18 protein-coding genes are annotated in these 18,365 nt (G+C 30.7%); 9 read left to right on the forward strand and 9 right to left on the reverse strand.

Translation table 11 applies throughout. From position 1 onward, the window contains the following. Positions 1-68 precede the first annotated feature (68 nt). Both JK636_RS01900 and JK636_RS01905 read right to left on the reverse strand, forming a co-directional pair. Positions 69-1,769, reverse strand: a complete 1,701-nt coding sequence (locus JK636_RS01900) for an MFS transporter (protein ID WP_202747141.1) — start codon at positions 1,767-1,769, stop codon at positions 69-71. Positions 1,770-2,024: 255 nt separating this feature from the next. Beyond that, positions 2,025-2,390: a hypothetical protein gene (locus tag JK636_RS01905; RefSeq protein ID WP_202747142.1), complete on the reverse strand. Its 366-nt coding sequence runs from the start codon at positions 2,388-2,390 to the stop codon at positions 2,025-2,027. 115 nt (positions 2,391-2,505) lie between these two features. Between JK636_RS01905 and JK636_RS01910 the strand changes: the two genes are divergently transcribed. Further along, the gene (locus tag JK636_RS01910; protein WP_243428086.1) at positions 2,506-2,967 is read left to right on the forward strand and encodes a purine-nucleoside phosphorylase; all 462 of its coding nucleotides are present in this window, start codon (positions 2,506-2,508) and stop codon (positions 2,965-2,967) included. A gap of 272 nt (positions 2,968-3,239) precedes the next feature. Here the strand turns inward: JK636_RS01910 and JK636_RS01915 are convergent, their stop codons facing one another. Further along, complete coding sequence (locus JK636_RS01915; RefSeq protein ID WP_202747143.1) at positions 3,240-4,352, reverse strand: helix-turn-helix transcriptional regulator; 1,113 nt, start codon at positions 4,350-4,352, stop codon at positions 3,240-3,242. Between the two features lie 395 nt (positions 4,353-4,747). Further along, a complete protein-coding gene (gene namA / locus JK636_RS01920) occupies positions 4,748-5,764 on the reverse strand; it encodes an NADPH dehydrogenase NamA (RefSeq protein WP_202747144.1) in 1,017 nt (338 codons plus the stop codon). Positions 5,765-5,910: 146 nt separating this feature from the next. Here namA and JK636_RS01925 point away from each other — a divergent pair, with 146 nt between their 5' ends. Continuing rightward, positions 5,911-6,246, forward strand: a complete 336-nt coding sequence (locus tag JK636_RS01925) for a winged helix-turn-helix transcriptional regulator (RefSeq protein WP_202747145.1) — start codon at positions 5,911-5,913, stop codon at positions 6,244-6,246. Positions 6,247-6,642: 396 nt separating this feature from the next. On the opposite strand, the gene JK636_RS01930 is transcribed toward JK636_RS01925, so the two are convergent. From JK636_RS01930 to JK636_RS01950, 5 genes are all read right to left on the reverse strand, one after another. Then, entirely contained in the window at positions 6,643-7,305 is a 663-nt protein-coding gene (locus tag JK636_RS01930) for a DUF6320 domain-containing protein (protein WP_202747146.1), read from the reverse strand. A gap of 19 nt (positions 7,306-7,324) precedes the next feature. Continuing rightward, on the reverse strand, positions 7,325-8,611 hold the full coding sequence (locus JK636_RS01935) for a hypothetical protein (protein ID WP_202747147.1): 1,287 nt from the start codon (positions 8,609-8,611) through the stop codon (positions 7,325-7,327). Positions 8,612-8,674: 63 nt separating this feature from the next. Beyond that, on the reverse strand, positions 8,675-9,256 hold the full coding sequence (locus JK636_RS01940; RefSeq protein ID WP_202747148.1) for a TetR/AcrR family transcriptional regulator: 582 nt from the start codon (positions 9,254-9,256) through the stop codon (positions 8,675-8,677). A 624-nt stretch (positions 9,257-9,880) separates the two neighbouring features. Next, positions 9,881-10,984 carry a diguanylate cyclase gene (locus JK636_RS01945; RefSeq protein ID WP_202747149.1) on the reverse strand — a complete coding sequence of 368 codons (1,104 nt, stop codon included), beginning with the start codon at positions 10,982-10,984 and terminating at the stop codon, positions 9,881-9,883. A 429-nt stretch (positions 10,985-11,413) separates the two neighbouring features. Then, positions 11,414-12,133 (reverse strand): MerR family transcriptional regulator, encoded by a 720-nt coding sequence (locus JK636_RS01950; protein ID WP_202747150.1) that lies wholly within the window; start codon positions 12,131-12,133, stop codon positions 11,414-11,416. A 208-nt stretch (positions 12,134-12,341) separates the two neighbouring features. Here JK636_RS01950 and JK636_RS01955 point away from each other — a divergent pair, with 208 nt between their 5' ends. From JK636_RS01955 to JK636_RS01985, 7 genes are all read left to right on the forward strand, one after another. Further along, the gene (locus tag JK636_RS01955) at positions 12,342-12,824 is read left to right on the forward strand and encodes a putative immunity protein (protein WP_202747151.1); all 483 of its coding nucleotides are present in this window, start codon (positions 12,342-12,344) and stop codon (positions 12,822-12,824) included. 61 nt (positions 12,825-12,885) lie between these two features. After that, positions 12,886-13,251, forward strand: a complete 366-nt coding sequence (locus JK636_RS01960) for a hypothetical protein (RefSeq protein WP_202747152.1) — start codon at positions 12,886-12,888, stop codon at positions 13,249-13,251. A 91-nt stretch (positions 13,252-13,342) separates the two neighbouring features. Next, the gene (gene hcp / locus JK636_RS01965; RefSeq protein ID WP_202747153.1) at positions 13,343-14,986 is read left to right on the forward strand and encodes a hydroxylamine reductase; all 1,644 of its coding nucleotides are present in this window, start codon (positions 13,343-13,345) and stop codon (positions 14,984-14,986) included. Positions 14,987-15,404: 418 nt separating this feature from the next. Next, positions 15,405-16,154, forward strand: a complete 750-nt coding sequence (locus JK636_RS01970) for a DUF5694 domain-containing protein (RefSeq protein WP_202747154.1) — start codon at positions 15,405-15,407, stop codon at positions 16,152-16,154. Between the two features lie 60 nt (positions 16,155-16,214). Next, positions 16,215-16,607, forward strand: a complete 393-nt coding sequence (locus tag JK636_RS01975; RefSeq protein ID WP_202747155.1) for a VOC family protein — start codon at positions 16,215-16,217, stop codon at positions 16,605-16,607. Positions 16,608-17,247: 640 nt separating this feature from the next. Then, positions 17,248-17,661 carry a hypothetical protein gene (locus JK636_RS01980; protein ID WP_202747156.1) on the forward strand — a complete coding sequence of 138 codons (414 nt, stop codon included), beginning with the start codon at positions 17,248-17,250 and terminating at the stop codon, positions 17,659-17,661. 150 nt (positions 17,662-17,811) lie between these two features. Continuing rightward, on the forward strand, positions 17,812-18,315 hold the full coding sequence (locus JK636_RS01985; RefSeq protein WP_207751677.1) for an NUDIX hydrolase: 504 nt from the start codon (positions 17,812-17,814) through the stop codon (positions 18,313-18,315). Positions 18,316-18,365: the final 50 nt, after the last annotated feature.

Raw genomic sequence — 18,365 nt, forward strand, 5'->3', positions numbered from 1 at the left:
TGCTCACTTCCGCTCGCTAATTACTCGTTGAAGTCTATTTAGGACTTCAATCTCCTAAATTCAATTAATTATTTTACTTTTTTGTTTTTAAGCATTATTGATAAAATTAAACCTATTAAAGCTATCACAGCTGCTGCTATAAATAGCTTGCTAAACCCGCTGTTTAAAGTATTTTGAAAAGTTGTTTCCAGTAAAGCTTTTGAAGAATCCACCTGTTTTAAATAATCCATCTTCATATTCACAACAGCCACATCAGGAGAAACACCTTTAGGAAGCTTTCCTGCCATAGACTGCTTTATGCCTGGTGCCATTGAATCAATCATAGATGCTGAAAATTTCTTTAAGCTGTCAACTATAGTTGTTACATCAGCATTTTGAATTCCTGCCAAAGCTTCAGGGGATACACCCTTGCCTGTAAGGCTTTGTGCTGGTGCATTTGGTCCCATGGGTATCTTAGGCATTACAGCCATTAAATTGCCTTGAAGGTTTTTAGCAGCATCGGATATAAAATTAATAAGAATGTTTGGAGAGATAGCAACTCCGATGGATCTTATTAGAGATAGTGTAGACTGAGCAGAAGCAGTTTCATCCTCAGGCACATTAGTCTGTATTAAGTAGTTAAGCGGCGTTCCCATGGTAAAGCCCATGCCAAGTCCCATAAGAGCTAGTCCTGCTATTAATATAAAGATAGAAGAAAACTTTACAACTATTAATGCTAAAATTAAGGCTCCAATAGCTGTACATGAAAAACCTAGAACTAAGATAAATTTTGCAGAGAATTTATCTATAAGCTTTCCTCCAAGCGGTGCTGCCACTCCAGTAAAAACAGCCATCAAGGTTACTAAATAGCCGCCGGAGCCTGTCTTTAGCTTTAGAACATTTTCAGCGAACTGCGGAATAAATACTATTCCCATAAGTCCAATACCGCTTATGAAGGCAAGCATAAGAGTAAGTGCTATTTCGCGGCTTGTAAAATACTTCAGGTTTATTATTGGGTCTTCAGCCTTTTTCTCAATGACTATGAACACAGGAAGAAGCACAATAAATGAAATTAAAAACGGATATACATTTATTGAAGAAACACTTTTAGCAAAGTCATGGAAATCAAAGTTAGTCAGTGCATACATAATTGATAGAATCAATAAGCTTGCAACTGTTCCTCCGCTTAAGTCCATTTTCTTTGAAGGTTTTACTTCAGCACCATCTTTAATTAAGATAGATATTGCTATTACAATTATAACTATAGGTACATTAACTAAAAACAAAAGTCCCCAATTTGAAGAGCCTGCAGCACCAAGTATTGCAGAGCCTACTGTAGGTCCAAGTACATTTGAAATACCATAAACTCCGCCTACAATTCCAAGAGCGCTGCCTCTTCTTTCCTTTGGAAAGCTCTCTCCTATATAAGCTGTTGCAATAGGCATTATTCCGCCTCCCCCTAAAGCCTGTATAGCTCTAGAGATTAGAAGCATAGGATAACTGGTGAAATAATTTGACAGGCCGCATAAAAGCGATCCTAATCCAAAGATAAAAATACTTACAGTAAACAACTTCTTCTTGCCATATCTGTCAGACAATTTACCGGAAATAGGCATAGACACTGCGTAAACTAAAGTATAAATAGTAATCATCCATACACTGTTATTTTGAGAAACAGCTAAGGAATTTGCTATAACCGTCCTCGCCGGAGAAATTATGCCTGAATCAAGAGATCCAATAAAAATACCAAACAAAAACATAATCAGTAATATCTTTTTATTATTTTTCATTTTTTCACCTCCTAAAATTATTTCCTTTTGATTTGAAAAGTATTAGCTAAATGGTTTTACATAAAAATCTCTCTAATGAACGCTGTTCATTCAAAGCCTTTAATAAATCATATCCGTAAGGATATGATTTATTTGGTATAAATTATTTTTGATTTTTATTTATTCCAGACAATACTTTTTCGTTGGCTTTCCAAATGAACTATGTTCAGTATATGATAATTATATCTTCTTGTCAACCATAAAATTATAATCTATTTATTTTTTCTTTTTAATAACACCATTTTCACAAAGTGGCTTTAACGTCCTTAAAAAATGTCTGTAACTAGTGCTCATCAGCTTTGTTATTTCAGTCAGATTTTCATCAAATATTAATGTATTTGTTCCATCAACTCTTGTTCCTGTATCTAAAATATAACTTGTCAATCTATTTTCCAAAGGATAAAGGAGGTTTATGGAACTATTTTTAGATAACCTAGTTAACTTTTGGCTTAAAGACTCACAAGTAAAACGCAGAAATTTAGCATCATCTAGTAAGTATTCTCTAACCTTTTGAAAAGAAACTGCCATGCAGTAACTATCTTCTATAACCTGAATATTTGAATTAGCCGGTTCTAATTTCATAAATCCAATATCCCCGATTATTTTAACTGCATTATAGAAACCTATCAAAAGAACTTTGCCATTACTCTATGATAAATTAAGCTTAAAAATTAAGGGAGGTACTAAACTGAACAATATGTATGATAAAGTTGCAGAGTCTGCAAAGTATATAAGAGATATAATTACTAACTTCAACCTAAAGGTTGCAGTTATTCTTAGTTCAGGATTAGGTAACTTAGTAGATGTATTTGAATCTAAAGAATATATAAATTATAAAGATATTCCAAACTTTCCTCAATCAACTGTGGAAGGTCATGAAGGCAGATTAGTATTTGGGAAAATAAAAGGTTCAGATGTGCTAGCAATGCAGTGGCGATTTCACTATTATGAAGGGTATACAATGAAAGAGGTTACTTATCCTGTATACGTAATGCAGCAATTAGATATAGAAAAGCTAATGGTAACTAATGCCTGCGGAGGAATAGACACTGATTTTAAGCCTGGCACATTAATGCTTATAAAAGATTTTATAAATCTATTCGTTGACAATCCATTAATTGGCGTCGATGATAAAAGGTTTGGGGATAAGATATCCTGACATGTCCGAGCCTTATAAATTAGAATTGATAAATAAAGCAAAATCAATAGCTGAAAATGCATCAGCTAATTTATGCAGATGGGTAGCTAATATAATAGAAAATATATAACAATTTAGAATTAGATAAAAAGGTTTCACTTCATCTAAGGCTATAAAATTAATGTTCTAGGAAAGCTTTGTGTTAATAGCACTAAGCTTTCCTTTTTTATATAGAGCTCATTTTTTAGTCGTATAATTTTATTTTTAAGTATATATTGCATATAAATATGGTATTATTCTAAAGTACAACTATCTATTCTAAGATTCTTAATTAACATTTCATATTGTAAATCTCCTAGCCCATACTGTGGGAATGTTTTTAATAAATCAACAACAAGCTCACTGTTTTCTTTGCTTATATTTTTCATAATATAACGATTGATCTCACTATTTTTAGACCTGTAGTTTAAATATAATGATACAGCTTGATACATTACAGGCATCAATTTTTCAGTTGTCATCTCTTTCTTACAAACTATACTTTTATATTTTTGTAAGCTTCCTTTTATATCAACTTCATAGGCATCTGGCAGCATTTCATCTGTAATTTCATTTGTCATACAGAATAATACATCTCCCTCAAAATTACATTGCTCTAAATAACCCAGTATGGTTAGCATATTAATTTGACAAAACATATCGTCACCAAACCATAAAACTATAGTATCAAACCTATTCTTTAATAATGGTTCTAATGGGTTCAATACTATACTCCTATACTGTTCTATTGTTGTGTTAAGTGACTGTACTCTTTTTTCAATAAATGAATCTGAGAATATCTCTTCATCTGCCTCGCCCCAACACATCGCTTCATTGAATGGAATATAGGTAAATTTTTCGTTAACCCATCTATTTTTTTCAAACTCATCCATCATGCAACTACCATTTAATATATGTAATACATTTGCTTGATATTTTTCAGATATTTCTTCTTGAATATTGTAAATGACTTCATTTTTCATACTACATCCATCCTTATTATTTCCACAATTAGAACTATTCTTTGCATAATATTTTGAAATTGGCAACTGTTTTTTTCTATATTCGTATGGTGAAATACCATACGAACCTAAAAATGCACGTGAAAAAGCTTCTTGAGATGAGTAACAATATTTATATGCAATATCAATAACTCTTAATTGATTCAAACACAAATCCTCCGCTGCACGTTGCAATCTCCTCTTTAAGATATAACTTTTTATTGAAGTTCCAATATAGTTACGAAAACAAGCTGAACAATAGTATGGTGAATAATTAACTATTTTAGCTATATCATTTAATGAAATTTCATGGGTTATATTATCCTCAATATAAATAATAATATCTTGAATATTAGTTTTTCTCATACACCTCACCGCCTTAGTACCCTAATTATATTTTCTCTCTAGCATTATTTTATGATATTGGTTGTGATTATACATTTAATAATATACTAGGTTATCTTTTATCCTATATTTAAATATTACCTCTCTGTTTTATTGATTACTTTTTAAAAAATTTTAATTATAGTATAATTTTTTACATATAAAGAAAACCTTAACCAATTAGTATCAATGGTTAAGGTTATTTCACCTTTTAAGTATAACATATTTTGTAATTATAGCATTACTTGTTATAGAGTTTTTATATGCATATAAATAGCCTCAGGCAATCAACTTAAATGCCTAAGGCTACAAAATTCCATTATTTATTGTACTGCTCTCCGTAACAGGTATAAAGTAGGCTTTTTAACTTCAAAATACTATTTGAAAGCACCTTTATATTGTTCTGGATACTCAAAATCTAAGTTTCTAATTTTTGCTTCATTTAATACAAAGTATGGATTTCTTAAAAGTTCCCTGCCAACTGCAACTAAATCTGCTCTATCATTCGATATTATTTCTTCAGCCATATTAGTATCTGTAATTAATCCAACTGCTATTGTAGGAACGTTACATTTTTCTTTAATTGCACTTGAAAAATTTACTTGGTATCCTGGATATACATTTATTTCTGCTGGAATTAACCCCCCAGTGCTTACATGTACTATATCAATATACTCTTTTATTTCATTTACGATTTCAATCATGTCATTTAGTGTTATTCCGCCATCTTTATAATCATAAGCTGATACTCTAAGGAAAATTGCTTTCTCTTTTGGCCATACTTCCGTCACAGCCTGTAATATTTCTTTAAGAAATCTTGTTCTATTTTTTATATCTCCACCGTATTCATCTTGTCTTAAGTTTGATAATGGTGATAAAAATTGATGTATAAGATAACCATGTGCACCGTGTATTTCTATAGCATCAAATCCTGCTTTGTCTGCTCTTTCTGCAGCTTCTTTAAATTTTAATACAATTTCTTTAATATCATCTTTAGTTAATTTCTTTGGCAGTGTACTTTTTTCATCAAATTTAACTGCACTTGGAGCTACAGCTTGACTAGCTGTTCCTGTATATTTTCTTCCACCGTGATTTAGTTGTATTGCAATTTTAGTACCATGTTTTTTTACACCATCAACAATTTTTCTTAGCCCTTCTATATGCTTATCATCCCAAATTCCCAAATCACTGTCAGTTGTCCTTCCATTTTCAACAACTCCTGTAGATTCAACTATTATAAGACCTACTCCTCCAATAGCTCTGGTAACATAATGAGTGTAGTGAAAATCATTTGTTATACCAGTCTCGTCAGAAGAATACATACACATAGGTGGCATAACAATTCTGTTCTTTAAGTTTATATTTTTTAAAGTATAATTTTTTAAAGTTTTCATGATTATTATCTCCTTTTTATTTAAATTTCTTGCTTATTGTCATTATATTATCTATACTATACTTTGAAAAGTAGTGATATTTTTTTCATATAATTTCAAAAAAGTAAGTATTGTGAGAAATCAATGTCTGAAAGGAGTTTTTATTTATGTCAGAAATCAAACTTGAACGAGGAAATCCTAATGAAAAATGCCCTATTGAGGCAGCAATAGATATCATAGGTAGTAAATGGACATTTCTAATAATAAGAGATTTATTGATAGATGGAACAATAAGATTTGGGGATTTGTTGCGTTCTTTAGATGGAATAAGCCCCAAAACTCTATCCCTTAGACTACGTGAATTAGAGAAATTCGGGTTGGTTAATAGAATCGTTTATCCAGAAATACCTCCAAAAGTCGAATATGAGTTAACTGAAAAAGGTAAAAGTTTAGAAACTGCATTTATAGAATTGAAGAAGTGGGGTCTAACAATTATAGAATAACTGAAAATCTTATGCTGTATTTTAATATTTCCAAAAATATTTATGATGTATATAACAACCTCGCACATCTATGTTATACTATGGAAAATATGAAGAAACCAATACTATCTATAAAGAATTTCTATTCTAAATATAATCATAATAAATAATAATGTCAGTTATAAGAAATAACTGACATTATTATTTACACTAAAATTCTATTTTCTTAGGTGGCATTCCAGAAAAATCTGAAATTGTTGCGGTACCATGTTCAATATAGATTAATTTATAGATTTTTCAATCTATGGGAGAGTTTTTTGCTATATTTTAATATTTCATCTTACCTTTTAGCAATTTTTCTCGTATATATAAAGTTTCTTCATATGAAACTTATACATAAATCTTATAACTTGAAACCTAAAAATGCAGTCTCTTTTTAGCTTCATATTTAAACTTCTTGTCTCCAAATATTATCATAGCTAAAATAGTAACTATTCCGTATAGAGCTGAAACTATACTCGGCCAGAGCTTAAAGCTATATAACAACTTAATAACAATGGGCAGGCAGCATACAGCTGCAATTGTCATTTGGAAAGAGTAGAATTCTTTCCAGGTTGTTTTTAAACACACTACTATTATTGTAATTATGAAAGCAGTAGCTAATGGCACAAATGGACCAATATAGCTCAAAGTCCATCCTTTTAATGAGAACGTAGTGTCAATGGCTATTAGTAAAATACTTATAATAACATTGTCAAAAATCATCATTAACGGGGCTAGTTTACCCTTTATTATTGGTACTCCAAATAGTATCCATAGCATCCAAACAGCAAAAATAGGTATTATGCTCCAGTAATATTTGTGGGGGGTAATAAGATTTAGTCCAAAAATAAATATGGTATAAATAAATGTTGAAAATAATAACCACTTAAACAATTTACCCCTTTCTTTTAAAGGCTTTTCACCTAACCTTGGATACACATCTTTGTATTCACTATCATTTTCAAATAGATATTTTCCACATAAGGGACAATTATTAGTTATATTATTAGTTTCAATTTTACAGTTCTCACACTTCAAAGCCTGCACCTCCTTTCCATTAATAATTAGCTTCTATATTAACCTTAAGCCCTCTCCCAGTTAAGAAATCAACAAATTTTTTAGGTACAGTATTTTCTACTATGATACTAGAGAATGAAATACTGATTGTATCTTCAAAGCTTATTACTGCACAGTTGAAGGCATTTTGTTTCGGAGCACCAATAAGAAAATCAAACCTTTCTACCATATCAACCATACCTTTTGGCAACTCAATATTTCCACCATTAGACAAAGTGGAAGTTGTAATACGTTCCCCAAATAATGAAAATCCAGTCTTCAAAACTATATTTTTTAAGACCAGGGGGGCTATTCTCATAACTATATTTTTTTCTGTTTGTACGTTGCCGCTGAATTTACTTCTTAAAGTATTTATATCCACACCATCTCGAATTTGTTTACTAACAACTTGACATATATCCTTAAGAGTTATCATTTCGACACTTCCTTCAGGGGTAAATTCCACATTTATATATGAAGAAAAGTTACGCAAGGTTTTGGATGGAAATCTCTTTCTAAGATTAATTGGTACTGATATTTTAATAGGTTTCTTTTCACTTGAGCTATAAACTTTAGCATCGAGTATGGCATAGATAAAAAGAGCTGTTAAAAATTCAGTAATTGTAGAATCAAATTCCTTAGAAAGTCTATATAAGTCTTTCACATCAACTAGAACATGAAGAGCTTTTAATGTGTTTTCCTTTATTCTTGTTCCCGGAATCTTAAATGCTGTATTTTCTTTCAAACTCATTTCATTGTTAGCAAGCGCATAATGTTGAAAGGAATCGGCTGTTTCATCAGGCGTTGATAAATCTTTGTGATACAAAATTCCATATCTCTCTAAATCAAGAGAATTATCTATAGGCTCTCTTCCATTTAGCAGAGTAAAATAATTAAAAAGCAGCGTCTTTAAAAAAATAGTTGCTCCGAACCCATCAGTAATAGAATGGAATATTTCTAGAGATATTCTATGCTTGTAGTATAAGACTCTAAACAAATAACCTCCATCCTTTCGATCTGAAAAAGGTGAAGTAGGATAGGTATCTTCAAGTCTTACTCTAGGTTCAGATTCATTTGGTTCAAAATAATACCAGAAAAGCCCCTTCATAATATTAACAGCAAAGGTTGGAAACCTCTTGTAAGTCATTATAAGTGCTGATTGAAGAACCTCCGGATTTACTTCATCCTTTAAAATAGCATCAATTCGAAAGATTGGAGCCCAATTTTCCTCTCTTATAGCAGGATATATTTTTGCTGCATTGTCTAATTTATACCATGTTCCTTCCATAATACTTACCTCCTTTATACAAAATCCCCTAATATTCTCAATACCAAATTAGGAGATGATATTTTAGCTAATTGCATTTATAAAAATATCTGATAGTCTTTTTATATACTCTTTTAACACATTTTCATCTCTAAGGTCTATATTCGCAAAATCTTTAAAAATACACGGAAAGATTCCCATAAAAAGGCTTGATGCTGTTAACTGAATGACAGCTATTTTATTATTGTCTTCATTTGCATTATGCTGTTTATTTAATTTTATGCAGAGCTCCTTACACAAAGCATTTATCTTATTAATAAAAACGCCATTATAATTATTATTAAAAAACGGCTCGTACAATACCGCCTTCACAATATTTGGATACTTAATAGTACCCTGTATAATATATAGAAGCAATTCTTCTACTATTTTTCTTAAATCTATATCCTTATTAATAATTTCGGTAAAATCCATCATAAAATCTTTCTGAATGTAATCAAAAACTTCTTCTATAAGCTTCTCTTTCGAACCAAAATAATAGTTAATAGATGCACTGTTTACATTAGCTTCTTTGCCAATACTTCTTATTGTTACAGCATTAATTCCTTCCTTTTCAATACACTCGATAGTAGCTAATACTATCTTTTGTCTTGTAGAAAGTTCCATACTTACACCTCAATTCGTCAAAAATAATAATCACATGATTTAATCAATTGATTAAATCATGTGATTATTATAACTTGCAATTTACTTTTAGTCAACAATGGCTGGACTATTCTATTTAAAAAGTTAAACCAATGAGTTTATTTGAAATCTATAAAGGCTATTATCCAAGCTAAGATAGGATTTTTATGGTGCGATATTAATAAAGGGAACTGGATAGAATTATGAAACAATGACCACCACAGATTCCATCCATGACTATCCTTCTGCATTCCTATTGAAGTTGTAAATATTTCTATAGCTAAATAAAGCGCTATCTAAAAAACTATATACTTTATCTGTTTCCAGATTCCTTTAGGAAATCTAAATAAAAATAATAAAGTGGTAGAAAAAAATATGGTGAATATAACAAGCAGTTCATTTATTGATGGCACTAAAAAGTCACATTCAAAGGCCCATAATTTCTTATCTTTAAATACAGTACTGTAAATTAAATCGCCACAAGCAAAAATAAATTCAACTCAAACAACTGAGTAAATATAATTTAAGAAGGCAATACATTTAATCGTTGTGCAAAACTATAATGCATTAATTACTAAATTAGAAACTCCATGGATGAGTTTTTACTCAAGAATTAAATTCCTTCATGTATTCTACTATTAGCTCATCCAAGCACTCGCTAATAAATAATCTGTCTGGATTGGATTTACCTTCATCAATAGTACAACATGCTTCGTTTAGTGTTTCTCTTAATTCATCTATTTGATTCTTAATTCTGAGTAGCTTCAGATTTTTATTTTCAATGTTAGTTCTCTCGTCAATATTAATATGCTGTTGTACGTTTCCTTCTTTTGCCACAGTTCTGTTCCTGCCTGAAAATTTAGCTTCATATAGATTATCATCAGCTTTAGATAGCAGCTGCGAAACTTCAATATTATAGTCTTGAGTACAATATACTCCGAAGCTTGAAGTAATACTAATCCTTTGACCCTCGAATTGAAAAACAGTATTTTCTACCTTTATCCTAATTTCTTCGGCTATATCATAAGCATTTTTTAAATTCGCATTATTTAGTACAATTAGAAATTCCTCTCCTCCAAATCTGGATGCCCAATGGCTATTGCTTCTTATTGAGTTCAATATTAGATCTGAATATTCTTTAAGTACTCTATCACCAGCTAAGTGGCCATACTTGTCATTAACTTTCTTAAAAAAATCAATATCTGCCATTATAATTGATAATGGAGAATTGTTTAATTTACTATAGTTCAGATCAATTGGCAGTCTTTCATTTATATATCTTCGATTATACAATCCAGTTAACTCATCTCTAACCGCCCTTTCATTTACAGAACTAATCAGCTCCTCTACAACCCCACGATTTTTATCAAATATATTATTCACAGTACTGTTTTTAGTAATATCTTTTAATATCTCTACAATATAAGTGTTTCCTTCGATTTCTACGGATGTTGCTGTGATCAGCATAACCTTTTCATTGACATGCTCCATTTTTATGAATGTATCCTGCTCAGTTAATGCTCTCATAGAAACACAGTTATCACAAGCATTGCTCCTATTCCACATACAGTAACAAGTATAATTTACTTCCTGCACTTCATTTTCAGTAATTATGTATGATGTTTTGTTTATAGGATCCATAACTCTTATCACATCATAAAAATTTTTGAATATAGATAATCTTTTCTTTATCTCGTGACCTAAGTTCATTTGTTGTTCACCCCCATGACTACTTAACTTCTTTTGCAAATTTCATTTCTGGAAAATCAACTTCTATACAAATTTACTAATAGTCACACGTATCATAAGCAAAGTGCCTCCAAGTTACTTTATGCAATTTATAATTTAAATACTTGCATATATAATATTATCAGTTATTATATTCATGTTTGGACTTCATCTGATACATATGTTATACAGATTATATCATCAACTATGATAGCTTCACAATGCTATTAATATGAAATATTATGACATTCATTTGTCTATTATTTGATTTTTTTGTTTATTTATTTGTTGGTAATTTTTTCAATAGAAATACCTAGAAGAACTTCTTCTTCTAGGTTCAGTTATTTCATCATTTTTACTATTGCTACACAATAATTATTCGCTTAATACCTAACAAATATTAATTTATATCTAACCATAATCTTTGCTTATTAGTTCATAAAACACCGATATAGCTTTAATCATCTCTAAATTTACCTTGTCTAGATAAAGGTTTATATTTTCTATTAAGTCCCTTGTATTTGGTTCATTGTATATAAATTCTTTAAGTTCTTTTTTTAACATTTCCATATTATAATAATTATGCTTTATTTTTAAGGAGTACTTTAGGGCATGAATAATTAGTATTACTTTAATTTGATCTTCATTAAATAATCTATAGTTATTGGTATCCCCTCTAACCGATGAAATTAATCCAATAGTTTCCCAGTAGCGTATTGTTGTGATACTTACGTCTGTAATTTTGCTTATTTCTTTTATGGTCAATAAATTTTTTTTATCTTTTTTTATGTTTTTACTTTTATAATCTAGATTTTTTATAAGATTTATCCCAACTTTCTCCAATCTCATTTTTTCAGCATATAAATCAGCCTGAGATTTAGTAATCATCCATAATGCTTTGTCGGTATTCCCCTTTATATGCTCCTTCAACAGATCTCCAGTAAATTCTAAGCTATATCCTTTTACCATCTTTCTAATGCATATAAAATAATCAAGATGAATTTGTGTAAAAATCCTATATCCCGAACCCGTTCTTTTAACAGATGGGATAATTCCCATATCCTCATATATTCTAAGTGTTGACGTACTAATATTTAATTTTCTAGCTATATCTATAGGTTTATACTCCATTTTATTCTTCCTTTTCGTCGAAACTTTTGGCAATCTAGGATTTTAAATGCCTTCACTAAAAAGATTAAATATCGTTATAATGTTTTTAATCATAATCTCTTACTTTTGCTATACTCAATTAATAAAAGTTTATAAGTGCATTAATGTTATATAATTGAATTGTAACATTTACTCTATATAATTAAAACTAATTTATAGGAGGATTATTGTGGGAAAACATAAAGATGGACATAGCTATATGAGTTGTGTGGGTATAATAAGAAAAATTGATGATATTCCAGAATTAAAATTAAGGCTAATAGACATTAGTGAGAGTAAATCACATAAACAAATGTCTAGGTATAGTTTACTATTAGCTGAACATATTTTAGAAATAAGCAAAATTGAGAAAAGCGGTGACATTGCTGAATGCTTTGAAATAAACCTAAAGTGGCAGGAGGGAAAAGTGAAATTCCAGGATGCACGAAACGTTGCATTTAAGATGCATACACTTGCTCGTGAAGAAAAAGATCCTATTAGAGTAAAGGTATTAAGAACCATGGGTCAGGTTGCTGCTACTCCTCATGTTAAGTGGCACGCCTTAATTGCTTCAGATTACGCAATCACTTTGATAAATTTAATGTACCCCAATGATTTGGATGAAGTTAGGAAAGAAAGAGAGCTTCAAATTGAATTGATGAAAAGTGTCTAATTTTCGAGCGGAGCGAGAGTTTTAAATTACTCAGTGCTTCCGACTAAAAGGAGGAATTTCTATGGGAAAACATACAATAGAGGAATTATCTGAAGCACTACGGCTTGTATCTTCAACCATTAATAACTGTGAAAAAATGCAGCCCAAATTTGCTGAAGGTACCTCGCAACATACACTTCTTAAGAATAGAATAAAAGCTCTGTATATTTCAAAGTCATTAATAACAGATGAGGATATTATAGATAAATATACAAAACAAGAATTGTCAGAAGCACTCCCCCCTGTATCTTCAGTTATCCGCAAATGTGAAAAAGCGCAGCTAAAATTTGTTGAAGGTACCGCTCAGCATACTCGCCTTAAGAACATAATAAAAGCTATGTGTATTTCAAAATCATTAATAACAGATGAAATTAGTAAAAGGGATTAATTTATATTTTTAGAATATTGCATAAATTTACAGGAATATATTAATTAATATCGAATATTATATAAAAGCATATATTAAAGGAGCTGATTAAATGGAAAATTTAATGTTTTGTTATCAGTGTGAACAAACTGTAGGAGGTAAAGGCTGCACAAGAGTTGGAGTGTGTGGAAAGACACCAGAAATTGCAAACCTTCAAGACTTATTAATTTATCAATTAAAGGGAATTTCCTGCTATGCTAAGCCATTAATTGAACAAGGAAAGGCACTTGATAAGGAAATTGTTAAATTCATAGAGAACTCCTTATTTACAACCTTAACGAATGTAAACTTTGATCCAGAGGTTCATTTAACTTTACTTAAGCAGTCACAAAAAATAAAGGAAGCTTTAAGAGAGCAGGCTCCGGAAGGAAATTATCCTGAAGCAGCCATTTACAACTTAAGCGAGACTAAAGAAGAGATGTTAAAGGATGCAGTTAAAGCAGGAATTATGTATGATCAAACCTTAAACGAAGACATCCGTTCTTTAAGATCAACCATAGTGTATGGCTTAAAAGGTGTAAGTGCCTACGGACACCAAGCAAGATTTATTGGTTTTTCAAACGATAAGGTGGATAACTTCTACTTTTTAGGATTAGAAGCAACAACAGATGATTCTTTATCTGTAGAGCAGCTAATAGACGTAACTATGAAGGTAGGAAATGCAAGTGTAGAGGTTATGCAAATTTTGGATAAAGCAAATACTACTACATACAGTAATCCATCACCTCAAAAAGTAAATGTTAATGTTAAAAAAGGACCATTTATTATAATATCAGGTCATGATCTAAGAGACTTAGAAATGCTTTTAGAGCAAACAGAGGGCAAGGGTATCAACATCTACACCCACGGTGAAATGCTCCCATCACATGGTTATCCTGAACTTAAGAAGTATAAGCACCTTGTCGGAAACTTTGGCTCAGCATGGCAAAATCAGCAAAAGGAGTTTGACGGTATACCAGGCTGCATATTAATGACTACAAATTGTATGATGAAGCCAAAGGATTCTTATAGGGATAGGATATTTTCAACCAATGTAGTAGGCTGGGATGGTATACAGCATATCAAAACATTAGAAGATGGAACAAAAGATTTTTCTGAGATGATAAATAAAGCTCTTGAGCTTGGCGGTTTTGAAGCTGACGAAGAGGTGAAAGAAATACTTGTAGGTTTTGGTCATCATGCAACTCTATCTAATGCAGAGGCTATAGTAAATGCAGTGAAGGATGGAAAGATAAGACACTTCTTCTTAATAGGAGGCTGCGATGGTGCAAAGCCAGGAAGAAATTATTATACTGAGTTTGCAGAAAATGTTCCAGAGGATTGTGTAATTCTAACTTTAGCCTGCGGTAAGTATAGATTCAACAAACTAAACTTTGGTACAGTTGCAGGCCTGCCAAGACTTCTAGATGTAGGACAATGCAACGATGCTTATTCAGCAGTTAGAATAGCTACTGCACTTGCAGACGCATTCAATACTGATGTAAATTCATTGCCTCTTACAATCGTTCTATCCTGGTACGAGCAAAAGGCAGTTGCAGATCTGCTCGCATTATTATCCTTAGGGATTAAAGGAATGTATCTAGGACCTAGTTTGCCAGCTTTCCTTTCTCCAAATGTGCTTCAATATTTGATAGATAATTTTGACTTGAAGCCAATAAGCAATGCACAGCATGACTTGGAAGAATCATTAAAGTAGGCAAATAAATATAGATAAACAATATGTAAACTTAATTTATAGTTGAAGTTGTTTGTCAATAAGTTTTAAATGCTGTATATCTAGAGTTTAGGTATACAGCATTTTTTATAAACATTTGAAAATATTGGTATTTATTGATTGACTGAGTTATAATATTGATATGAAACATGAGTAGATTGAAATTTATAAGAATGGGATGAGCATTGTTATTATACGATTGTAAAAGCTTACGAAGTAAGAGAATTATTAAACGCGGAGAAATGAAAGAGAACGCAGAAGACACAGAGGAGAGTCTTTCATAAAATATCCCCTTCCTCGTCTTCAGTGTTCCCCGTATCTTCCGTGTTTAATATAAAAAAGCGTTTGCTTTGCAATTTTCTTATATAACAAATTAACCAAACTATAATGGAGGGGTATTATGGGGGAAAAAGCAAAGATACTTATATTAGGGACTTACCACTTTGACAAAGGGGGAAAACATTTAATAGATTTTGATCCTGAAGATATTACTACAGCTAAAAAACAAAGTGAGATTAATGAAGTTATACAAAAACTAATGGAGTTTAAGCCCAATAAAATTTCAGTTGAAGCAAAGATACAAAAGGAAGAAGAATTAAATAAAGCATACTCTCATTTTTGCGTAAACAGTTCTGTTGAGGCTAATGAAGTAATCGGTCATAGAAATGAGATTGTTCAAATAGCCTTTAGGTTAGCACATAAATTAAATCACAACAAAATATATCCTGTAGATGTTCCTGTAGACTTGCCCGAAGATGTTTTTGAATATGCCGAGAAAAATTGTCCAAGTTTATATGGTAAATTTATTAATAGAGCTAATGAATATGGATTATCTGAAAATGAATTTATGCAAAAGCACACAGTTAACGAAATTTTAAGGCATCTAAATGATCCTGCCCGCATTGAAACTGAACACAGCGATTTGTACTTGTATCTAAACCAAATAGGTGCTGGATATACTTATTATGGAGTAAATACATTGACAGAATGGTATAAAAGAAATCTTTATATCTTTGCAAATTTACAGAACATAACTAAGCCTGAAGACAGAATTCTAGTTTTGTATGGAGCTGGACACTGTAAAATACTTCGAGATTTCATAAAGGATTATAGTGAGTTTGAGTTTGTAGATCCCTTAGACTATCTGTAAATTGCATTGATGAAAATCGTTAAAAATTATAAATCTGTTTAAACTTGGGGAGGAAAATTAATGAGTGAAACAAAAAATGATAAAGATTTTAGCATCAGGATTTGCACTATAGTAATTGATTGCAAAGATGCAAATGCATTAGCGGACTTTTATGCTAATTTATTGGGATGGCAAAAGCATGCCGATAATCCGGAATGGATATCCGTAAAAAAACCGGGAATATATCCTTTCTTGTTATTCCAAGAAGAAGCTGGCTATAAAGCTCCTGTTTGGCCGGATACCACTAATGAACAGCAGAAAAGCATTCATTTTGACTTTGCTGTGTCAGACGTAAAAAAAGCTATCCATCATGCTATTGACTGCGGGGCTACTATTGCACCTGTTCAGTTTTCTGATGACTGGACGGTTATGATTGATCCTGCCGGACATCCCTTCTGTATATGCAAAGGATAGTGTTGAGAAATAAATCCACACTTTGAAGAAAAAATCTGCACGAGACAAAAATTTTAAGTATTGGTCGTACTGTGGGAATTTATGAAAAATAAAGCTATATTTATATGTAAAAGTATTTTCATTGGTTCGTCAATATGGATAAACGTAGATTTCTTGAGTGACAGTCTTAAATATGAACTTATATATCAAATACTATGTCTAATTATAGCAATATCGTGGGTTATTATAATTTTTAAAGATATATTATTTCATATAAAAGAAATAAAAAGTAAGAATACTAATCATTTGGCATTTGGAAAATATACATTTATGATAGGATATTCTATTTCTGTGATAACAGCATTAATTCTATATATTGATCTTGGAAGTTTTTTTAAATAAGAAATACAGAAGTAATTATTTTAAGCACTGCATTATTCATGATTGAATTTCGCGGTGTTTTTGTTTGAAATAGTAATTAAAGATGAAACAGTTATCTCTAAATTCATGTTATATGCCTAATATCCCACAATTCATCTAAAAGATCCAGTTCTATATTGTATTTAAATATAAATTTATTGAAAAACAATAATAAATGGTATATACTTACATATACGATGGTTGTTATTAACCATGATGAATGATTATGGGGGTATATCAGATGAAAAAGTTTATATCAATTGCCGTTCTTATAATGATAACTATACAGTCAACAGTTTTATATTTATTTTTCAATGAAAAACTTTCAAGTTATCCGACTAACATAATAAGTATTGTTTGGATATGTTCGGCTTTACTAGCTACTTTATTTGGAATTCTATTCTTTAGAGCAAATAAAAAAATAAGGACGCCAATAATCACAATTTTCAGCGTTGCACTAATTGGAATAATAGGATTTCAATTTATGCTTTTTAAGAATTGGACTATTGTATTTACTCTAATTTTATTTGTATTTGCTTTACACTTTTTTAAGTACAGGGATAGTAAATTTATTATTTTTCCAGTTATATCTTTAATAATGGGCGTCTATTCGATTTGTTTATATTTGTTTATGATAGGCATTACTTCAATGTAGGTTTTCTTATATATTCCTTAATTCTATTTACAGGTTAATTAGCCATATTATAATTTATTGGTTTGATGTGTTTTAATTCAGATTAAAATTATTAAAACAATGCATCATGAATTGCAAGAAAAATATAAAGGAAATTTGGAGGAGATAAGAATGATAGAAGTTTTTGCTAAACCAGCAGTAGGAGCAATAATTGAAAAAGTAAGTAATGATAAAAGATATATTTTAATTCAAGATAGAAACAAGAATAATGATGATATCGAAACAGGAATGATTGAACTTCCAGCAGGAAAGATACGAGAATACGAAAATATTTTTGATGCCTTAAGACGTGAAGTTTGGGAAGAAACCGGATTAAATATAACTGAAATAGAAGGAGAAGAAGCAAAAGTATGTTCATTTGACAGTGGATATGAAACAATTAGTTACTTGCCATTTTGCTCTACCCAAAACTTATCAGGTGGATATTCTATAATTTTACAAACATTTATATGCCATGCAGAAGGCGAATTACTAAAGCAAACAAATGAAACAATTAATATCAGATGGGCATTATTATCAGAAGTAGAAGCCATTCTTAAAACAAATCCTGAAAAGTTTTACCCTATGCACATAAATTCCCTTCGTAAATATATCGCTAAAACCAGTATAAAGTAAGCATAACATTTTTCTCTTTTTAATTCATTTTCTTATGTACTTATTTAATG

Source organism: Clostridium rhizosphaerae, from assembly GCF_016765585.1.
Lineage (GTDB): Bacteria > Bacillota > Clostridia > Clostridiales > Clostridiaceae > Clostridium_AT > Clostridium_AT rhizosphaerae.